This window comes from Pseudomonas sp. Os17 (assembly GCF_001547895.1).
Lineage (GTDB): Bacteria > Pseudomonadota > Gammaproteobacteria > Pseudomonadales > Pseudomonadaceae > Aquipseudomonas.
The window spans coordinates 4,098,914-4,116,202 of the sequence record NZ_AP014627.1 but is presented as its reverse complement, the minus strand read 5'-3'; the positions used below and the strand labels follow the sequence as shown (position 1 = coordinate 4,116,202).

Annotated in this window: 16 protein-coding genes; 13 read left to right on the top strand and 3 right to left on the bottom strand. The window is 66.1% G+C overall.

Annotated elements, in window-relative coordinates; translation table 11 throughout:
- The first annotated feature begins 222 nt into the window (after positions 1-222).
- The 11 genes from POS17_RS18105 (at position 223) to POS17_RS18055 (ending at position 10,767) form a co-directional block, all read left to right on the top strand.
- The gene (locus POS17_RS18105; RefSeq protein ID WP_060839846.1) at positions 223-1,509 is read left to right on the top strand and encodes an alkaline phosphatase family protein; all 1,287 of its coding nucleotides are present in this window, start codon (positions 223-225) and stop codon (positions 1,507-1,509) included.
- Positions 1,503-2,462 (top strand): transglutaminase domain-containing protein, encoded by a 960-nt coding sequence (locus tag POS17_RS18100; protein ID WP_060839845.1) that lies wholly within the window; start codon positions 1,503-1,505, stop codon positions 2,460-2,462. The genes POS17_RS18105 and POS17_RS18100 overlap by 7 nt, the downstream gene beginning before the upstream one ends.
- 23 nt (positions 2,463-2,485) lie before the next feature.
- Complete coding sequence (locus tag POS17_RS18095) at positions 2,486-3,229, top strand: SDR family NAD(P)-dependent oxidoreductase (protein WP_060839844.1); 744 nt, start codon at positions 2,486-2,488, stop codon at positions 3,227-3,229.
- Positions 3,229-4,161 (top strand): ROK family protein, encoded by a 933-nt coding sequence (locus tag POS17_RS18090; RefSeq protein ID WP_060839843.1) that lies wholly within the window; start codon positions 3,229-3,231, stop codon positions 4,159-4,161. The genes POS17_RS18095 and POS17_RS18090 overlap by 1 nt, the downstream gene beginning before the upstream one ends.
- A 54-nt stretch (positions 4,162-4,215) precedes the next feature.
- Entirely contained in the window at positions 4,216-4,941 is a 726-nt protein-coding gene (locus POS17_RS18085; protein WP_060839842.1) for a YczE/YyaS/YitT family protein, read from the top strand.
- A 233-nt stretch (positions 4,942-5,174) separates the two neighbouring features.
- The gene (locus POS17_RS18080) at positions 5,175-6,236 is read left to right on the top strand and encodes a glycosyltransferase family 2 protein (RefSeq protein WP_060839841.1); all 1,062 of its coding nucleotides are present in this window, start codon (positions 5,175-5,177) and stop codon (positions 6,234-6,236) included.
- Positions 6,237-6,289: 53 nt separating this feature from the next.
- Positions 6,290-7,312, top strand: coding sequence for a hypothetical protein (locus POS17_RS18075; protein WP_060839840.1), 1,023 nt, complete (start codon positions 6,290-6,292; stop codon positions 7,310-7,312).
- On the top strand, positions 7,309-8,040 hold the full coding sequence (locus POS17_RS18070; RefSeq protein ID WP_060839839.1) for a hypothetical protein: 732 nt from the start codon (positions 7,309-7,311) through the stop codon (positions 8,038-8,040). The genes POS17_RS18075 and POS17_RS18070 overlap by 4 nt, the downstream gene beginning before the upstream one ends.
- The gene (locus tag POS17_RS18065; protein ID WP_060839838.1) at positions 8,037-9,128 is read left to right on the top strand and encodes a hypothetical protein; all 1,092 of its coding nucleotides are present in this window, start codon (positions 8,037-8,039) and stop codon (positions 9,126-9,128) included. The genes POS17_RS18070 and POS17_RS18065 overlap by 4 nt, the downstream gene beginning before the upstream one ends.
- A gap of 63 nt (positions 9,129-9,191) precedes the next feature.
- Positions 9,192-9,815: a phosphatase PAP2 family protein gene (locus tag POS17_RS18060; protein ID WP_060839837.1), complete on the top strand. Its 624-nt coding sequence runs from the start codon at positions 9,192-9,194 to the stop codon at positions 9,813-9,815.
- Positions 9,802-10,767, top strand: coding sequence for a fatty acid desaturase family protein (locus tag POS17_RS18055; RefSeq protein ID WP_060839836.1), 966 nt, complete (start codon positions 9,802-9,804; stop codon positions 10,765-10,767). The genes POS17_RS18060 and POS17_RS18055 overlap by 14 nt, the downstream gene beginning before the upstream one ends.
- Before the next feature lie 83 nt (positions 10,768-10,850).
- Here the strand turns inward: POS17_RS18055 and POS17_RS18050 are convergent, their stop codons facing one another.
- The 3 genes from POS17_RS18050 to POS17_RS18040 all read right to left on the bottom strand — a co-directional run bounded on the left by POS17_RS18050 (position 10,851) and on the right by POS17_RS18040 (position 15,172).
- Positions 10,851-12,590, bottom strand: a complete 1,740-nt coding sequence (locus POS17_RS18050; protein ID WP_060839835.1) for a dipeptidase — start codon at positions 12,588-12,590, stop codon at positions 10,851-10,853.
- Positions 12,591-12,800: 210 nt separating this feature from the next.
- The gene (locus tag POS17_RS18045) at positions 12,801-14,045 is read right to left on the bottom strand and encodes a saccharopine dehydrogenase family protein (RefSeq protein WP_060839834.1); all 1,245 of its coding nucleotides are present in this window, start codon (positions 14,043-14,045) and stop codon (positions 12,801-12,803) included.
- 29 nt (positions 14,046-14,074) lie between these two features.
- On the bottom strand, positions 14,075-15,172 hold the full coding sequence (locus POS17_RS18040; RefSeq protein WP_060839833.1) for a carboxynorspermidine decarboxylase: 1,098 nt from the start codon (positions 15,170-15,172) through the stop codon (positions 14,075-14,077).
- Between the two features lie 352 nt (positions 15,173-15,524).
- On the opposite strand from POS17_RS18040, the gene POS17_RS18035 reads away from it, so the two are divergent.
- On the top strand, positions 15,525-16,829 hold the full coding sequence (locus tag POS17_RS18035) for a flavin-containing monooxygenase (RefSeq protein WP_060839832.1): 1,305 nt from the start codon (positions 15,525-15,527) through the stop codon (positions 16,827-16,829).
- Positions 16,829-17,239, top strand: a complete 411-nt coding sequence (locus POS17_RS18030) for a RidA family protein (RefSeq protein ID WP_011061806.1) — start codon at positions 16,829-16,831, stop codon at positions 17,237-17,239. The genes POS17_RS18035 and POS17_RS18030 overlap by 1 nt, the downstream gene beginning before the upstream one ends.
- Positions 17,240-17,289 lie beyond the last annotated feature (50 nt).

The following is a 17,289-nucleotide window of genomic DNA, read 5'->3' as shown; positions in this document are numbered from 1 at the left end:
TGCTGACGTCAAGGAAGTGGCGTCTTATATGTAAAACACTCTCTGTGGCAACTCTTTTAATCAAGGGAGTTGTTTGTGAGTGGCTGCCGTTTATCTGTTTTGTATATGTGTTGAAGTTCGCCTTGTTGCAAGGCGAATTTCATTTCGTGGTCATGTTTAAGTGTTGGTTCGATACTCGTTAAGTGTGTCGCAATCAAGGACGATAAAGGGCGAACCGCTATTATGAAAACGCTGATTGTCATTGCCGAAGGAATGGACCCGCAGGTCTTGGAGTCCGAAGTTGCCAAAGGACGGCTGCCCTGGTTTTCGCAACGCCTGGGAGCCAAGACGTACCGGCATCTGGACTGTGGTCCGGTGCCTTATGAGCCGAGCAACCTGGCAACCGCATTCTCGGGCGTCAACCCCGGTCGGCACGGCTGTTTTTCCTACTGGAGTGCCCACAGTTCGGGAGAGATCCCGCGGATTCTGGAAGCCACCGATGTCATGGCGTCCCGGCTCTGGGAGTGGCCGGAAATGGCCGACCTGCGTTTCGCCGTGGTCAACGTGCAGCTGACCCATCCGCCGCGGCCGCTCAATGGCACGCTGATCACCTACCCGATGCAGAACTCGATGAACACCAGCCACCCGCGCAGCCTGTTGCGCGACCTGAACGCTCAGGGGGTGCGCTATGCCCACGACGTTTCGCTGTTCTATACCGGCCAACCCTTCGAGGAATTCGCCGCCCAGGCCATGCGGATCGCCGAGCACCAGCTCGACAGCGCCATGGCCCTGGGGGCTGAGGCGGACGTGATGATCGTCAACCTGACCCTGGCCGATCGCCTGTCGCATTTCATGTGGTACGAGATGCTCGACCCCGAACCGGCCCGGCGCCCGCAGATACTGCAGGCCTATGACTTCATCGATCGCGCCTGTGCCCGCCTGCAGACCCTGGCGCCGGAGTCGATGCTGGTGTTTTCCGAGATGGGCTTCGGCGAACTGAAGGGTTTCTTTTCCATCAACCAGCACTTGCAGGCCGCCGGTTTGCAGGTGCTCGACCCGCAGGGCCAGGTCGACCTGCAGCGCAGCGTGGCCTTGGAGACGGTGCAGGGCTCCCACGGGGTGATGCTGTGCCGCGACCTGTGCAATGAAGGGCGAGCCAGCGATGCCGAGCGTCAGGCGGTGATGCAGTGCCTGGAGGCGATGCGCTTTGCCGACGGCCAGCCGGCGCTGGCCGTCGTGCGGCCGCGGGAGGCGGTCTACCAGGGCCCCTACAGCCACCTGGCGCCGAGCCTGATCGTGACCCCGGCAGATGCCCGGCGCCCGCCGTTGGGCGACCCGCGCTGGGCCAGTCATGTGCGCCGCACCGCCCAGTCGGGATGGCACCGCGAGTGCGGCTTTGTGCTGCTGGACGGGGCCTGGATCGACGCCGCGCCGGGGCCTTTGCAGTTGCAGCAGATCGCCCCGACCATCGCCGGATTGAGCGGTTGCCAGGCCTCGGACCAGTGCGAAATGCCGGGTTTCGCATGCTGAATCCGGTCCGGCAGCGGCTGGACCTGGCCCAGGGCATTCTGCACAACCTGGCCAAGGTCGATGACCGGCATCGGCGCTTCAGCGTGGCCGCGGCGCAGGCCGGACTGTATGGCTTGGCCGCCGACGAACTCTCGGCCCTGGAGGCCATCGGCCTGGCCTCGCGGCACCAGGGCGAGGAGCGGTTCTTCGACCCCGACGATCTGTACAACCTGTCGCTGCACCTGCGTCTGCCGTCGTTGCACAAGCTGGCCATGCGCAGCTGGGCCGCGGCGTTTCGCCATTCCGAGCGCGATCGGCGGGTGGAGCTGGTCTACGCCCTCGACGAGAAAACCCCGCCCCGGGGGCCGATACAGGTACTGGTCGGCGATGAGCGTCTGTGCTCCCTGGAGGCCGCCGCGGGCGGTGACTTCCATCGCCAATGCCTAGTCATACCGGGCCGAAGACTGCTCCTGCCGAGCCCCTTTCGGGAGCTGGTCGAAGAGGTCTGCGCCGACATGCAGTTCTACATGCTGCATGACGGCATTCGCTGGGACCTCGACTTCATGCGCCGACACCAGTTGGCCGAATGCGGTGGATTTTCGAAATTGCTGGTCGAACAGGCACAGGCTCGTGGCCTGCCGGCCAGGCAGGTGTTCGGCCTGTTGCTCAGTTCACCCTATGCCACCGGCCATTACTGGGCCGAGCTGCAGATCTGTGGCGAGTGGGTCGCCGTGGACCCCCTGATGATCCGCCTGTTGTCTGAACAGGCGGGGCTTGGCTGTGGTCCGTGGCCGCTGCACCGGTCGCCGCTGGGCGCCCTGTTGCGGCTCTGTGTGGTCGATGCCTACGACCAGGACGGAGCGCCATGCCTGAGCTGTTTCGATGACAAGTACTTTCGCCAGCTTCCCGTGGCGACGGCAGGAACCACGCAGTACCGGGTGTCTTACAGGGTAGCGGTTCAGCTGCCCGCCTAAATCGATCGCAGATAGGGAAAATCATGCTGAAACTGAATGGACGAGTGTGCCTGGTCACAGGGGCATCCGGTGTGCTGGGCGCCGCGATATGTGAAGCGTTGGTCGCCGAAGGCGCATGGGTATTCGGGGTCTACCAGCACAACATCGAGCGTATGCAAGCTCTGGTCGCCAGGACCGGGGAACTGCCCGGCACACTGATTCCGGTGGCCTGCGACCTGACATCCGCGCAAGACACCACGCGCCTGCTGGCCACCCTGGCCGAGGGTTCGCGACCGGTCTACGCCCTGATCTGTTGCGCCGCCAGGATGCTGCGCAAGTCCGCCTTGCTCAGCCATCAGCAAGACAGCGAGCAGCTGTTCGATCTCAATGTGCAGGCCACGATACGCCTGGTGCGCCAGGTGGTGCGGCCGATGATCGGCCAGCGCGAGGGGCGGGTGGTGCTCCTGGGCTCGCTGGCCGGCGAAAGCGGCATGCCGGGACAGAGCCTGTACGCCGCGTCCAAGGCGGCCCTGCATGGCTATGCCCGCTCCCTGGCGTTCGAGGTCGGCGAGTTGGGCATCACCGTCAATGTGGTGGCCCCTGGCGCCATCGCCGCGCCGTCGAGCCACTACAGCGCCGAGGACGAGCGGCAGGTCTGCCAGCGCATTGGTCTGCGGCGCCTGGGGCGTCCTGAAGAAGTGGCGGCGGTGGTCGGCTTTCTGGTTTCGCCCCAGGCGTCCTATGTCAACGGCGCGGTGCTCGCGGTCGATGGCGGGGGGCGTTTCTGATGCATTGCGCAAGTGTCGATCTGGGTGGCAGCAAGATGGCCATCCATTGCAGTGTCGGCGGCCGGGTGGTGCAGCGTGAGCGCATCGAGATCGCGGCCGGTTGCAAGCCGCAGAGCATCATCGAGCAGGCGGTGGTCCTGCTGTATCAGCAGATCGCCCTGTACGGCCCGATCAATTGCCTGGTGATTGCCAGCGCCCCGACCATCAACGCCGACGGCACCATCATCCGCTGGCCCAACCGGCCGGACTGGGAAGGCCTGGCCATCGGCCCGGCGCTGCGCATCGAAGGGGTCGAGCGGGTGATCTGGTGCGATGACGGCACGGCCGCGACCTTTGGCGACGCCACGGTCATGCGCGCCTCCAATCTGGTGCATTTTTCCCTGGGCACCGGGGTCGGTGGCGGGGTGGTCTATCAGGGGCGCATGTTGCCCAATCGGGAGCTGGGACACCTGCTGGTCTGGCCCGGCGGCGCTCCCTGCTCCTGTGGCCGGGCGGGCTGTCTGCAGGCCTATGCCTCGTTTCGCTCGCTGGACAAGTTCGTCGCGTCGATGGGCTTTTCCGATGAGGCCACGCTCAATCACTGGCGCTTGCGGGCGGTACAGGCCCTGGCCCTGGCCACGGCCAATCTGGTGGAGCTGTTCCGGGTCGAGGTGATCTGCCTGGGCGGCGGCATGCTCGGGCGCTTTCCGGAAATTCCCCAGCAGGTGGGCATGCTGCTGCGCGAGCCGGGCTACCTGAAGCCGTCACTGACGCCGCCGCTGGTCATGCACTCGCCCCAGGGCACCGAAGCCACGGTGATGGGCGGCCTGTATCTGGCCCAGGCCAGCCCCGAGGTGCAGAACGAGATCTGCGACGGCGGCATCGACAATTCCAGGGTCACCATCCGCCATGTCAGCAACGGCATGAGTTTCATCTCCATGAGTGCCAAGTGAGTGCGCCATGGCAGACCTGCACGGACGTATCAATCATCAGAAGAGGGAAGTGCTATGACCCAGGAACAACACGTCGGGCCCAAGGGCATCAAGCAGGCACTGGCGGCCTCCGTTCGAGCCTGGCGCTCGCCGGACCGGCTGGCGATGTACTTGATAGGGGTAATGATCTTCTCCCTGGGGGCGCTGTTCTTCATCGTCAGCCAGTTGGGGACCGATCCGTTGGATGTGTTTGTGATTGCCTTGAACAACCAGCTGCAGGTCGGGCTGGGAGCCTGTTCGGCACTGTTCTCGGTGGGTTTGCTGCTGTGGTGGGCGCTGTGGAACCGCCAGTGGCCGCCGCTGAGTCCGTTCATCACCACCACCCTGACCGGCCTGTTCATCGACCTTTGGCTACTGCTCGAGCTTGATCAGGCGCTGGCGGCGATCCTGGGGCCCTATGTACTGCTGAGCATTGGCCTGGCCCTGTGCGCCTATGCCTCGGCGCTGATCATCATGAGCGGCATCGGCATCCGGGTCATCGATCTGCTGGTGATCAGCATGATGAACAAGCTCGGCTGGTCCTTCACCCTGGCGAAGATGGTGCTGGAGATCAGCATCTTTCTTGTTGGCTGGGCCCTGGGGGGACCCTTCGGCATCGGCACCATTGCCTTTCTGCTGATCATTGCGCCGATGATCAAGCCGTTCATGAACATGAACGAGCGCTACCTGCGCATGGGCAACTATGGGCTCAAGCGGCGCAATGCCGAGTTTGCCCCGCCGGTGTCGCTCTCGGGCAAGTAGGCCCGGCAGGCTCAGGGGGCGATTGGCCATGGCGGCGCAGGTGGCTGTTGCGCCCTCGGGTGTCTGCGGTGTCTGTGCAAGGGGCCGGGTCAAGCGGCAGCGTCGGCCGGTGCCGCACGCTGCCGGTGTTTGAATATTCCCGGGAATAATGCTGTGATTGCGCCCCCGCCCCTGGGGCGACCGCGCTTTTACAGAGACACAACGAAATGGATAGCCAAGAGACGACAACCGGGATGTCGCAGTTGCCTCCCGGCAGCCAGGGGCGCGAGCGCCTGGAGGCGATTGCCGCCAGCTGCGCCCTGGTGCTGGAAACCAACAACCTGCGCGGCGGCAAGGATGCCCTGGAGGCCCTGCACAGTCTTGAGCGGCTGATCGCCCGGCTGGCCCGGCAGAGTCTGGCGCCCCAGTCCCTTGCCCAGTGGATCATCACCCACGATGGCCTCGACCTGGCGGCGCGCCAGGCCTTGTGCGCCCTGGCGGGGCGGCCCGTGGATTTTGTCGAGATCGATGGCGGCACCGGCTACTACGACGCCAAGAATGTCGGCTTTGACGCGGTCGACCGGCAGCGCTGCCAGTACGTGGTGTTTGCCGACGCCGATTGCATTCCCTGTGCCGGCTGGCTGGAGCAGTTGCTTGCCCCCCTGGCCGGGCCCGATGCGCCGCTGGCGGTGGCCGGGCGCACCAGCTATGCGCCCAGCGTCGCCGGCAGCGCCCTGACCGCCATCGACTTCATGTACTTCCCCAGCCCCTTGCGCCAGGGGGCCAAGCGTAACTTCTATGCCAACAACGTGGCTTTTCGTTGCGACACCTTCGAGCACTACCGCTACGAGCCGCTGGACGGGGTGTACCGGGCCCATTGCCAGGTCATGGGCCTGCGCCTGCAAGCGGCCGGGGTGGCGGTGCTCTATGCCCCCGCCGCCCACACCGAGCATCGTCTGCCCGACAGCCAGGGCGAAGTGCTCAAGCTGCGCTGGCTCAGGGGCGGCGACAGCGTCGACCTGACCCCTTATCTGGTCCGCGCCTACCTGCCGGGCTGGCTGCAATGGCTCGCGCGCAGCGGGCCGCTCGGCCCCCTGTGCGTGATGCTGGGACGCCTGGGCTACAGCCTGCGCGCCCTCAATCACCAGGACCTGCCGCCCTTGCGCGGGCTGCGGCGCCTGGGGGCGATGGCCATGGTCACGGCCATTTCCCTGCTCGATACCGCCGGCGCCGTGGTCCGTGGTTGCGGACTGCAGATCGGCCGCGCCAGTGCTCGCCACAGTGAAGCGCTGTCCTACCACCGCCACCTGGATTGATCCGCGTCGCGCCGCATCGTCGCACGCCACCGGCGTGCCTAGAGGAAACTTCCATGCACAAACCTTCACTTGCCTCATTCGGCCGTTCCCTGCTGTGCCTGGCGGTGCTGGCCCTGGCAGCCCAGGCCCAGGCCCAGGCCCAGGCCGCGCCCAGCGAGTTCGCCGGTCGCGGGGTGTATCACTTCGCCTCGGACAGTGGCTGTGCCACGCCTGTCTCCAGCGACATCGAGTGCAACCGGGTGGCCCTGGACGTGGCCGACGCCCGTGCCAGCGTCGACCGGCAAGCCCGATCCATCGTGATCGAGGCCGCCAGCGATCATGACGACAAGACCGTGATCGGCGACATCCTGCTGCACGGCAGCGGCATCGCCGGTGATGGCCAGCGCGTGCCCCTGAGCCTGCAGGTGCTGTTGCGCCGCTCCGGTCCCAAGTGGAAGACCGACACCTATGTGCATGCCCCGGTGCGCGGCGCGTTTCGCGACATCGCTCTTGATCCCTACCGCATCAGTGTCCGCGAGGGGGCCGGCGAGCGCCTGCTGCTGAGCGCCGAGCAGGCGCGCAAGGTACTGGCCCAGCCGTCGATCGCCGCGCGGGTGGCCAGCTATTTGGTGGTGGTGCGCCCCAGTGACGCGCAGAACCCGGCGGCCGACGACATCACCATCGGCCTGGGCATTGGCCGGGTGTCCAAGTCGCTGATGCGCGCCAGCTTCGACGCCAGGCAGGCGGACACCCAGGCCCTGCAGCAGGTGCTGGAGCAGGGCACCTGGAACCTCGACCTGCGGGCCCTCAGTGGGCAGATTCCGCGGTGGGTGGTGCAGCGCCAGCTGTTCGTGTTCGGCCTTGAGGACAGCCCGTTGCTCCAGGAGGTGCGCCGGCGCGGCCTGAACAAGCACGACAATCTGCAACTGGGCGCGGTCAACGGCCAGGGCTACCTGCGCTACAACGGCCAGGAGCAAGCCTTTCCCGGTGCCGCTGCCAGCGGTACGGCCTTTATGCGCGACAGCTTCATCGGCCTGATCCTGGCCTGGCACCACAGCCAGCAGGCGAGCGCCACCGCGGCGCAGCCCGGGCAATGAGCGCGGAGCAAGGGCGGGTGGGCGCGGCCGATTTCAGCTGCCTGAACCAGCCCCGGGCCCGGGGCCTGGGGGCGCTGCAGGCGCGCCTGGTGGACCGCATCAAGCGCGCCGCGCTGCGGCGCCTGCACCTGAGCCAAAGGGGCGAGCGCCTGTTGTTGCGCATGTACCTGGCCGGTGAAGACGCCACCGAGCGGGCGCTGCTGGACGAGCTGCTGCCGCAGTCGCCGCCCTGGCTCGAACGTCAGGTGCAGCAGCATCTGGCCGATGAGCAGCGTCATGTGACCCTGTTCGCCGAGGCCCTGCGGGCGCTGGGCGACCAAGGCGCCCAGCGCCTGGAGCCGGACTGGCTGAGCCGGCGCAAGATCCTGCGCTGGCAGCGGCTGGCCCATCGCTATGCCGGGTCTTTCGAGCATGGCCTGCTGGTGCCGGCCTATGCCACCGGGCTCTGCGCCGAGCAGATGGCCGAGCGGGTGTTGCGCCGCCACTGCGCCGTGCTGGACCCCGGGCATCGCCTGTATCCGCTGTTGGCGCGGGTGCTGGCCGATGAGCAAGCCCACGTGCGCCTGTGCCAGAACACCCTGCGGCGTATCGTGGCGCCCGGGGAAGCGCACCGACTGGCGGCCTTGCTCAGGGAGATACGCGCCGTGGATGCCAGCTTCGGCGTCAGCGGGGCCCTGGCCATGCTGGGCGCCGGCTGGGTACTGGGTGGCGTGGGCCGCCGCCGATGAGTGGGCGAATTCTCTACCTGGCCACCGCCGACGCCCGCGGCCACCTGATGCGCGCGCAGTTGCTGGTGCATGCCCTGCGTGCGGCCGGGGCCCAGGTCGAGGTGCTGACCACCTCGGCGCCGGGGCAGGCATTTCTGCAGCGCTTCGGCATCCAGGCGCAGATCCTTTCGCTGCACTACGCGGTGCAGTTCGACCGCGAACAGAACATGCAACGCCAGGCCACCAACCGCAATGTCGCCCATTACCTGTTCCGTCCCGGACGCATGCTGCGGGACATCTTGCACTTGAGGCGCCGCTGGCGCGGTGTCGACCTGGTGATCAACGATTCCTTCCACCCGGCGTTGCTGTACATGGGCATGCTGCCGGGGTGGCGGCGCAAGGTGGTGCATGTCTACGGCGCCAGCCTCAAGCGGGCGCTGCTGAACAACTTCGAGGGCTTGTGGCCGCGGCAGTTCGGGCGCCTGTTCGGCTGGATCGTCGGCCGCCAGATCGATGCGGCGCGGGCGCGTATCGAGCATGATTTTGCCTATGACGTCGATGATGCCCAGGCCCCGGCGCTGTATCGCCTGCCGACGCCGGTGGCCCTGGCCGAGGCCTTGCCGGACGCGCTCGGGGCGGACGCGGCGGTGTACCTCAATCCGCATTTTTGCGAGCTCGGGCTGGCCGACGCCTTGAGCGCCGGGCTGGGGGATGCCGGTCTGCACGGGCATCGGGTGGGCGAGGGGTATGCCGGGCACGATGGCTGGCTCGGGGTCGATCCGCACTGGGCCAGTCGCGCGGCCCGGGCCCAGCTGATGGTGTCGGCCCCCGGCATGGCCGCGCTGGCCATTGCCCGGGTCTATCAGCGGCCGATCATCCTGGTCCTCAGCGACCAGCCCGAACAGACCAGCAATGCCGCTCGCGCCGCCCAGCTGCAGGTGCTGCACCGGGTGGTGACCTGGCGCGGCGACGCCGCCGATTTTCGCCGGCAGGTGGCGCAAGCGGCGCAGCAGTTGAGCGCGGCGGCGCCGGCGCCCGACGTGGTGGCGGGCAACCAGCGTGCCCGGGCGCGGACCGATGCCTGGGTCAGCCGTTTGCTCGGCTTGTGAGGACGCCGCCTTGAAGCGCCTTGCCTCCCCGCAACCGTCCCGCCAGTCGGCCTGCCAGTTGCAATGGCCAGCCCCTTGCGCCGCCTGATCCTGGCCGCCCGCCCCGGGCAGGCCCTGGCGGCAGCGTTCGCCCTGCTGCTGGGGCTGGCGCTGTTCATCGGCCTGCAGCGCCTGGTCAGGCCCCGCTACAGCTGGGTCACGCCGTGGGATCAGTGGATCCCGTTCGTGGCCGAGTCCTGGTTCCTGTATGTGCTGTTCTTTCCCTTTGTCCTGCTGGCGGCGGCCTACGCCAGCCCGGAGCGCTTTCGCGCGCTGCGCAACGCCACCGGTCTGGCCTTCGGCGTCGCGCTGCTGTGCTTCTGGCTGTTTCCGGAAGATCTGCCCCGGCCGGAGATCGGCGCCCTGGACAATGCCTTCCTGCAACAGCGGCTGAGCCGCATGTGGCAACTGGACCGGGCCTGCAACGGCTTTCCCAGTCTGCATGTGGCGGTGACCTGCCTGGCCTGCCGGGCGCTCTGGGACCGCCCCTACCCATGGCTGAGCGCCACCAGCGGACTGCTGATCTGCCTCTCGACCCTGACCCTCAAGCAGCACACGCTGATCGATGTGGCGGGGGGCATGCTCCTGGCCCTGGTCTGTGCCCTGGCCACCCAACGACAAGGAAAACACCGCCGTGTCCCAGCCTGAACCCCGTGCCGGCGACAACCGCCTGCTGCGTGCCTTTGTCCCCGAGGCCGAGCTGTTGGTGCTCAAGCCGCGGATCGCCGTGCTGGCCCTGCTGGCGGACTGGGGCCTGATCGCTGCCGCATTCAGCGCCGCCGCGCTCTGGCCGCACCCGCTGACCTACCTCCTGGCGGCGCTGCTCATCGCCCGCAGCCAACTGGCCCTGGCGGTGCTCATGCACGAGAGTGCCCACGGCCTGCTGCTGCGCGGGCAGGCGCGCAATGATGCCGTGGGGCAGTGGTTGGCGGCAGGTCCGCTGTTTCTGTCCTTGGCGACCTACCGTGCCGGTCACCTGAAGCATCACCGCCAGCCGATGCAGCATGACGATCCGGTGATGGCGGTATTCGGCATGGGGGATTACCCGCTGCCGCGGGGCAAGCTGGCCAGGCGCTTGCTGGCGGATCTGCTGGGGGTGGGGTACGTCATCAGTGCCTGCCGATTTGCCCGGGGCGACTACCGCGCGGTCATGCCCAGGGTCGACAAGTCGGCGAGGCTGCGGTTTTCGGAGTTCCTTTCCATGCTGCTGGGCAACGGCCTGCTGTTCGGCCTGCTGGCCTGGAGCGGGCACCCCTGGCTCTATCTCGGCTTGTGGCTGCTGCCGGCGATGACCCTGTTGCCGCTGATGGGCCGGGTGCGGGCGATCATGGAGCACGCCGGCCTGCCGGCCCATGCCGACCAGAGCCAGAACGCCCGCAGCATCGTGCGGCCAAACTGGCAGACCTTCCTCTTCGGCCCCCACGCCATCCACTACCACATCGAGCATCACCTCTATGTGCGCGTGCCGTTCTACCACCTGCAGCGTCTGCATCGGCAATTGGCCGCACGGCAGCTGCTGCCGGCAGGCAATCTCTACCGGGGCTACATCGGGGTGCTGCGCGATGTCAGCGATCCGTCCTGGAAGTCGTCGGCAGACTGAAGCCTGGGCCGAGCCTGGCGGCGTGCGGGGACGGGGGGAGGGAGGTGGCGCGCCCGTCCTCGCGGACGGACGCGCCGGGGCACTCAGAGCTTGGGCAACTGGCCGATGCGGCCCATCATTTCGGTGACGATCTGCAGGTCCAGCAGGAACTGCTCCCGGGTCTTGAACTCGTTGTCGGTGTGGCCGGTGTACTTGACTTCGGGCCGCGCCAGGCCGAACTGCACGCCATTGGGCAGTTCATGCACCGAGGTGGCGCCGGCGGAGGTGCCGAACGTGTGCGCCATGCCCAGGTTCTCGCTGGCCACCGCCAGCAGCGCCTTGACCCATTCACCCTCGGGGTTGCGGTACATCGGTTCGGCGATCTTGGTGTCGATGGTCACGGCCACGCCGCTCTTCTTGCTCCAGGCCGCCAGCTTGTCGCTGATTTCGCCCTTCAGCACCTCCGGGGTCTTGCCCTTGGGCACCCGCAGGTTGACCGCCAGCTTGAGGTTCTGCTCATCCACGCTGACCAGGGTCGGCGAGGTGGTCAGCGGGCCCATGAAGTCGTCGGAAAAACCGATGCCCAGCTGCTTGCCCAGGTAGTCCAGGCCCCAGTTGTCGGCGAGGTAGCGGGCGGCGTCGGTGAAGGCGTTGTGCTTGAAGGCCACCTTGCCGTCCAGGCTGTTGATGAAATCCAGCATCCGCGCCACCGGGTTGACCCCGGACTCGGGCTCGGAGGAGTGGGCCGAGACGCCGGTGACGGTCAGTTGTACGTCCGCGCCCGCCACCTTGGCCGCGACCTGGAAGTTGCCGCCATGGGCCTTGGCGTACTCGGCCCCGGCCTGCTGCAGGCTGGCAGCCAGTTGCGCCGGGTTGTCGCTCTTCAGGGTGGCCACCGAGGTGGACGGGATCTGGTTGGTCGCCAGGCCACCGGTGAGGTGGGTGATCTCGGCGCCCTGGCCTGTGGCGGCGCGCCGGGCAAAGGTCGCCATCACCGTGCCGTAGCCTTTCTCGGCGATCACCACCGGGTAGCCGCCGTCCAGGGCGAGGTTGTAGTTGGGCGTCGGGTTGTGCTCGAAGTAGTAGGGAATGGCGTCGCCGCTGGTTTCCTCGGTGGTGTCCACCAGCAGCTTGAAGTGGCGCGCCAGGGGCAGTTGCTCTTCCTTGATGATCTTCATCGCGTAGAGCGCGACGACGATGCCGTTCTTGTCATCCTCGGTGCCGCGGCCGTACATGCGGTCGCCGATCAGGGTGACCTTGAACGGGTCGAGGCGGGTGCCGTCTTCGAGTACCCAGTTTTCCGGGGTCACCGGCACCACGTCGGCGTGGGCGTGGATGCCGACCACTTCCTGGCCGGCGCCCTCCAGGGAGATCTCGTAGACCCGGTTGTCGATGTTGCGAAAGTTCAGGTTGAAGGCCTTGGCCAGCCCCTGGATCTTCTCGGCGATCTTGAGGAACTCGGGGTTCTTGTACTGCGGCACGCCGTCGACGTTGAAGGTGGGGATGGCCACCAGTTCGCGCAGGGTTTCGGTGGCGGCCTTGCCGTACTTGATCCGGGCGTAGAGACCCAGCAGGCGATGGATTTCGTTCTGCTGTTCGGCGCTCAGGGCTTTTTTGTCGAGGAAGGCGGCAATGGCCGGACCCAGGTTGGCGCTCTTGCCCGTTTCGCTCTTGGCCAGGGCGCCGAGGAACTGGCGGAAGTCGCCGGCCGGGGCGTCACTGAAGGTCTTGAGGATGGCCGCGCTTTGCTGCGGGGTGATGTTGGCTTGGGCGCTGCTGGTGAACGCGGACAGGCTGGCGAGCATCAGGGTGGCCGCAGCCAGGTGCTTGAGAGAGAAATCCATTACGGAGGGCATTCCTTTGCAGGGAGTGATTAGGAAATGTCTGAGCGATCAGACAGAAACCTGCTCAAGCTAACACTACGAAGGAGGAGGGCGGGAGCCCCGCCAGTGCGATCTGTCGCACAGAACGGCAAAAGCGACGCACCATCGACAATGGCGAAAGGGCTGCAACAGAGGGCGCCGTTGCCGGCGCCCGCTGTGGCTGGAGCTAGATCAGAGGGCGGCGTCCCAAGGACGATCGCCATGCTCGTCCTTGATCCGGGTCGGCAGGCCCATCACGTCCAGCGCCTTGAGGAACGGCTCGGCGGCCAGCTCCTCGACGTTGACCATGCGCTGCACGTCCCACTCGCCACGGGCCACCAGCAGGGCGGCCGCCACGGGCGGCACGCCGGCGGTGTAGGAAATGCCCTGGCTGTCGGTCTCGGCGTAGGCTTCTTCGTGGTCAGCCACGTTGTAGATGAAGACTTCGCGCGGCTGGCCGTCCTTGGTGCCCTTGACCAGGTCGCCGATGCAGGTCTTGCCGGTGTAGCCCGGGGCCAGGGAGGCCGGATCAGGCAGCACCGCCTTGACCACCTTGAGCGGCACCACTTCCAGGCCTTCGGCGGTCTTGACCGGCTGCTCGGAGAGCAGGCCGAGGTTGCGCAGCACGGTGAACACGTTGATGTAGTGCTCGCCGAAGCTCATCCAGAAGCGCACGTTGGGCACGTCGAGGTTCTTCGACAGCGAGTGCACTTCGTCGTGGCCGGTCAGGTACAGGTTCTGCGAGCCGACCACCGGCAGGTCGTCGGTGCGCTTGACTTCGAACATGGTGTTGCTGGTCCACTGGCTGTTCTGCCAGCTCCACACCTGTCCGGTGAATTCGCGGAAATTGATTTCCGGGTCGAAATTGGTGGCGAAATATTTGCCATGGGATCCGGCATTGACGTCGAGAATGTCGATGGAATCAATGCGGTCGAAATGCTGTTGCTTGGCCAGCGCGGCATAGGCGTTGACCACGCCCGGATCGAAGCCCACGCCGAGAATGGCGGTGATGTTCTTCTCCCGGCACTCCTCGAGGTGCTTCCACTCGTAGTTGCCGTACCAGGGCGGCGTTTCGCAGATCTTGCCCGGCTCTTCGTGGATCGCGGTGTCCAGGTAGGCCACGCCGGTATCGATGCAGGCGCGCAGCACCGACATGTTGAGGAAGGCGGAACCGACGTTGATGACGATCTGCGACTCGGTCTCGCGGATCAGCGCCTTGGTCGCTTCGATGTCCAGCGCGTTGAGCGCATAGGCTTTTATTTCAGCGGGCTGTTTGAGGCTGCCCTTGGCCTTGACGCTGTCGATGATGGCCTGGCATTTGGAGATGTTGCGCGACGCGATGGCAATACGACCGAGTTCGTCGTTGTGCTGCGCGCACTTGTGGGCCACCACCTTGGCGACACCTCCTGCACCAATGATAAGAACATTCTTCTTCAATTTATTTACTTCTCCTCGTGTCTGTCCGCTCAGGAAAGGCTGGACAGGTAGTCTTCGAAACCAAACTCGCGAACCACGTCGATGCTGCCATCGAGTTGTTTCACAACGATGGATGGCATTTTCAGGCCGTTGAACCAGTTTTTCTTGACCATGGTGTAGCCCGCCGCGTCGACGAACGACAGGCGATCGCCGATGGTCAGCGGACGTTCGAATTGATACTCGCCAAAGATGTCTCCGGCCAGGCAAGACTTGCCACAAATCATGTAGCTGTGTTCGCCGCTGCTGGGGGCCAGCTTGGCGTTCAGGCGATAGATCAGCAGGTCGAGCATGTGGGCTTCGATGGAGCTGTCCACCACGGCCAGGTGCTTGCCGTTGTACAGGGTGTCGAGCACGGTCACTTCCAGGGATGCGCTCTGGGTGATCGCCGCTTCGCCCGGCTCCAGGTAGACCTGCACGCCGTACTGCTCGGAGAAGGCCTTGAGCCGTGCGCAGAAGGCGTCCAGGGCGTAGTCCTCGCCGGTGAAGTGGATGCCGCCGCCGAGGCTGACCCACTCGACCTTGTGCAGCAGGTGGCCGAAGCGCTCCTCGATGGTGCTCAGCATCTGGTCGAACAGCCCGAAGTCGCCGTTCTCGCAGTTGTTATGGAACATGAAGCCGGAGATCTGCTCGATCACGCCTTCGATCTTCGCCGGGTCCCATTCGCCCAGGCGGCTGAAAGGCCGGGCCGGGTCGGCCAGCAGGTAGTCCGAGCTGCTTACCTGGGGGTTGACCCGCAGACCGCGGACCTTGCCCGCGCTGGCGTCGGCAAAGCGCTGCAGCTGGCTGATGGAGTTGAAGATGATCTTGTCGCAGTTGGCGAGCATCTCTTCGATCTCGTCGTCGGCCCAGGCCACGCTGTAGGCGTGGGTTTCGCCGGCGAACTTCTGCCGGCCGAGCTTGAGCTCGTACAGCGACGAGGAGGTGGTGCCGTCCATGTACTGCTGCATCAGGTCGAACACCGACCAGGTGGCGAAGCACTTGAGGGCCAGCAGGGCCTTGGCGCCGGACTGCTCGCGCACATAGGCGATCTTCTGCATGTTGCTCAAAAGCTTCTGCTTGTCGATGAGGTAGTACGGCGTCTTGATCATTTCAGGGTCTCCGGCAGGGCCAGCCAAAAAGGTACGCATTGTGCCTTCAGTGCCTGCAGATCGAAAGCACGGAAATGCATTTTCGCCGGGTAATCATCTGAAAGGCCCTGGTGATCAGTCTGATCGCTCGGGCCGCTGCCGAGTGTGCCTGTGGGCCTTGCCCCGAGCCGGCTCAGGGACGGGTGCAGGCCCCGTGCTGCCTCGCTTTTTCTTATCCAGGGAGCACATTTTTAATAATTTTCCTTCGCGGGCGTCTGTCGCACCATCTGTCGCATCCGACTTATCCCGGGTTCCGAACCGCGTGTGCCAGGCCTTCCGGCCGGTGCCAATCGTCTCGCAGAAGGACACAGACATGACCGTAGAACAACAAATGCAAGTGGACACCCTGGTGGTCGGCGCGGGTCAGGCCGGCGTGGCCATGAGCGAGCACCTGAGCAAGCTCGGCGTGCCCCACCTGGTGCTGGAACGCAGCCGCATCGCCGAAGCCTGGCGCAGCGCACGCTGGGATTCCCTGGTGGCCAACGGGCCGGCCTGGCATGACCGCTTTCCCGGGATGCCCTTCGCCCTGCCGGACGATGCCTTTGCCGCCAAGGAGCAGGTGGCGGACTACTTCGAAGCCTATGCCCGTACCTTCAACGCGCCGATCCGTACCGGGGTCGAGGTGCGCAAGGTGCAGCGCAATGTCGGTCGTCCGGGTTTCACCGTCGAGACGTCCGATGGGGTGATCCAGGCCCGGCGCGTGGTGGCCGCCACCGGTCCGTTCCAGCGTCCGGTGATCCCGCCGATTGCCCCCGCCAATGGCCGCCTGACGCAGATCCACTCCGCCGAGTACCGCAATCCGCAGCAGTTGCCCGAGGGCGCGGTGCTGGTGGTGGGCGCAGGCTCGTCCGGGGTGCAGATCGCCGATGAACTGCAGCGGGCGGGGCGCCGGGTCTATCTGTCGGTGGGCGCCCATGACCGTCCGCCGCGTTCCTATCGCAACCGGGATTTCTGCTGGTGGCTCGGGGTGCTGGGGGAGTGGGATGCGGAGATCGCCAAGCCCGGGCGCGAACACGTGACCATCGCCGTCAGCGGCGCTCGCGGCGGCCAGACCATCGACTTTCGCGCCCTGGCCCACCAGGGCATCACCCTGGTCGGACTGACCCGGGCCTTTGCCGGCGAGCACGTGACCTTCCAGGCGGACCTGCTGGACAACCTGGCCCGGGGCGACGAGAACTACCTGGCGCTGCTGGACGCCGCCGATGCCTATGTCGAGCGCAACAGCCTCGACCTGCCGCTGGAGCCCGAGGCGCGCCGGCGCCTGCCGGACCCGGACTGCGTCAGGCAGCCGATCCTCGAACTGGACCTGCAACAGGCCGGCATCAACTCGATCATCTGGGCCACCGGCTACGCCGTGGATTTTTCCTGGCTGCAGGTCGACACCTTCAGCGAACAGGGCAAGCCCCTGCACCAGCGCGGCGTGTCCCGCGAGCCCGGGGTGTATTTCCTCGGCCTGCCCTGGCTGTCGCGCCGTGGCTCGTCGTTCATCTGGGGGGTGTGGCACGACGCCAAGCACATCGCCGATCACATCGCCACCCAGCGCAAATACCAGGCCTATGGCAGCCCGGCCCCAGCCGCGGCGCCGCATCACAACCTCAGCAGCGTGGGAGCCCTCTGATGCCGACTCATACCCGTATCCGCATGTTCAACACCAAGGACACCTACCCCAACCAGTCCCTGGACAACGACCTGTGCCAGGCGGTGCGCGCCGGCAACACGGTGTACGTTCGCGGTCAGGTCGGCACCGATTTCGACGGCCGCCTGGTGGGCCTGGGCGATCCCCGGGCCCAGGCCGAGCAGGCGATGAAAAACGTCAAGCAGCTGCTGGAAGAGGCGGGCAGCGACCTGTCCCATATCGTCAAGACCACCACCTACCTCACCGACCCGCGCTACCGCGAGCCGGTGTACCAGGAAGTGGGCAAGTGGCTCAAAGGGGTGTTCCCGATCTCCACCGGGCTGGTGGTCTCGGCCCTCGGCCAGCCGCAGTGGCTGATGGAGATCGACGTGATCGCGGTCATTCCCGAGTGAGCCCCGCGCTGTTTTCACGGACGCCGCACCCGGCGTCGACGCAGGCCCGG

Bases quoted from the DNA above. Each gene is read 5' to 3' on its own strand.
- POS17_RS18105 (WP_060839846.1), top strand. From the start codon at position 223: ATGAAAACGCTGATTGTCATTGCCGAAGGAATGGACCCGCAGGTCTTG.
- POS17_RS18100 (WP_060839845.1), top strand. From the start codon at position 1,503: ATGCTGAATCCGGTCCGGCAGCGGCTGGACCTGGCCCAGGGCATTCTG.
- POS17_RS18095 (WP_060839844.1), top strand. From the start codon at position 2,486: ATGCTGAAACTGAATGGACGAGTGTGCCTGGTCACAGGGGCATCCGGT.
- POS17_RS18090 (WP_060839843.1), top strand. From the start codon at position 3,229: ATGCATTGCGCAAGTGTCGATCTGGGTGGCAGCAAGATGGCCATCCAT.
- POS17_RS18085 (WP_060839842.1), top strand. From the start codon at position 4,216: ATGACCCAGGAACAACACGTCGGGCCCAAGGGCATCAAGCAGGCACTG.
- POS17_RS18080 (WP_060839841.1), top strand. From the start codon at position 5,175: ATGTCGCAGTTGCCTCCCGGCAGCCAGGGGCGCGAGCGCCTGGAGGCG.
- POS17_RS18075 (WP_060839840.1), top strand. From the start codon at position 6,290: ATGCACAAACCTTCACTTGCCTCATTCGGCCGTTCCCTGCTGTGCCTG.
- POS17_RS18070 (WP_060839839.1), top strand. From the start codon at position 7,309: ATGAGCGCGGAGCAAGGGCGGGTGGGCGCGGCCGATTTCAGCTGCCTG.
- POS17_RS18065 (WP_060839838.1), top strand. From the start codon at position 8,037: ATGAGTGGGCGAATTCTCTACCTGGCCACCGCCGACGCCCGCGGCCAC.
- POS17_RS18060 (WP_060839837.1), top strand. From the start codon at position 9,192: ATGGCCAGCCCCTTGCGCCGCCTGATCCTGGCCGCCCGCCCCGGGCAG.
- POS17_RS18050 (WP_060839835.1), bottom strand. From the start codon at position 12,590: ATGGATTTCTCTCTCAAGCACCTGGCTGCGGCCACCCTGATGCTCGCC.
- POS17_RS18040 (WP_060839833.1), bottom strand. From the start codon at position 15,172: ATGATCAAGACGCCGTACTACCTCATCGACAAGCAGAAGCTTTTGAGC.
- POS17_RS18035 (WP_060839832.1), top strand. From the start codon at position 15,525: ATGACCGTAGAACAACAAATGCAAGTGGACACCCTGGTGGTCGGCGCG.
- POS17_RS18030 (WP_011061806.1), top strand. From the start codon at position 16,829: ATGCCGACTCATACCCGTATCCGCATGTTCAACACCAAGGACACCTAC.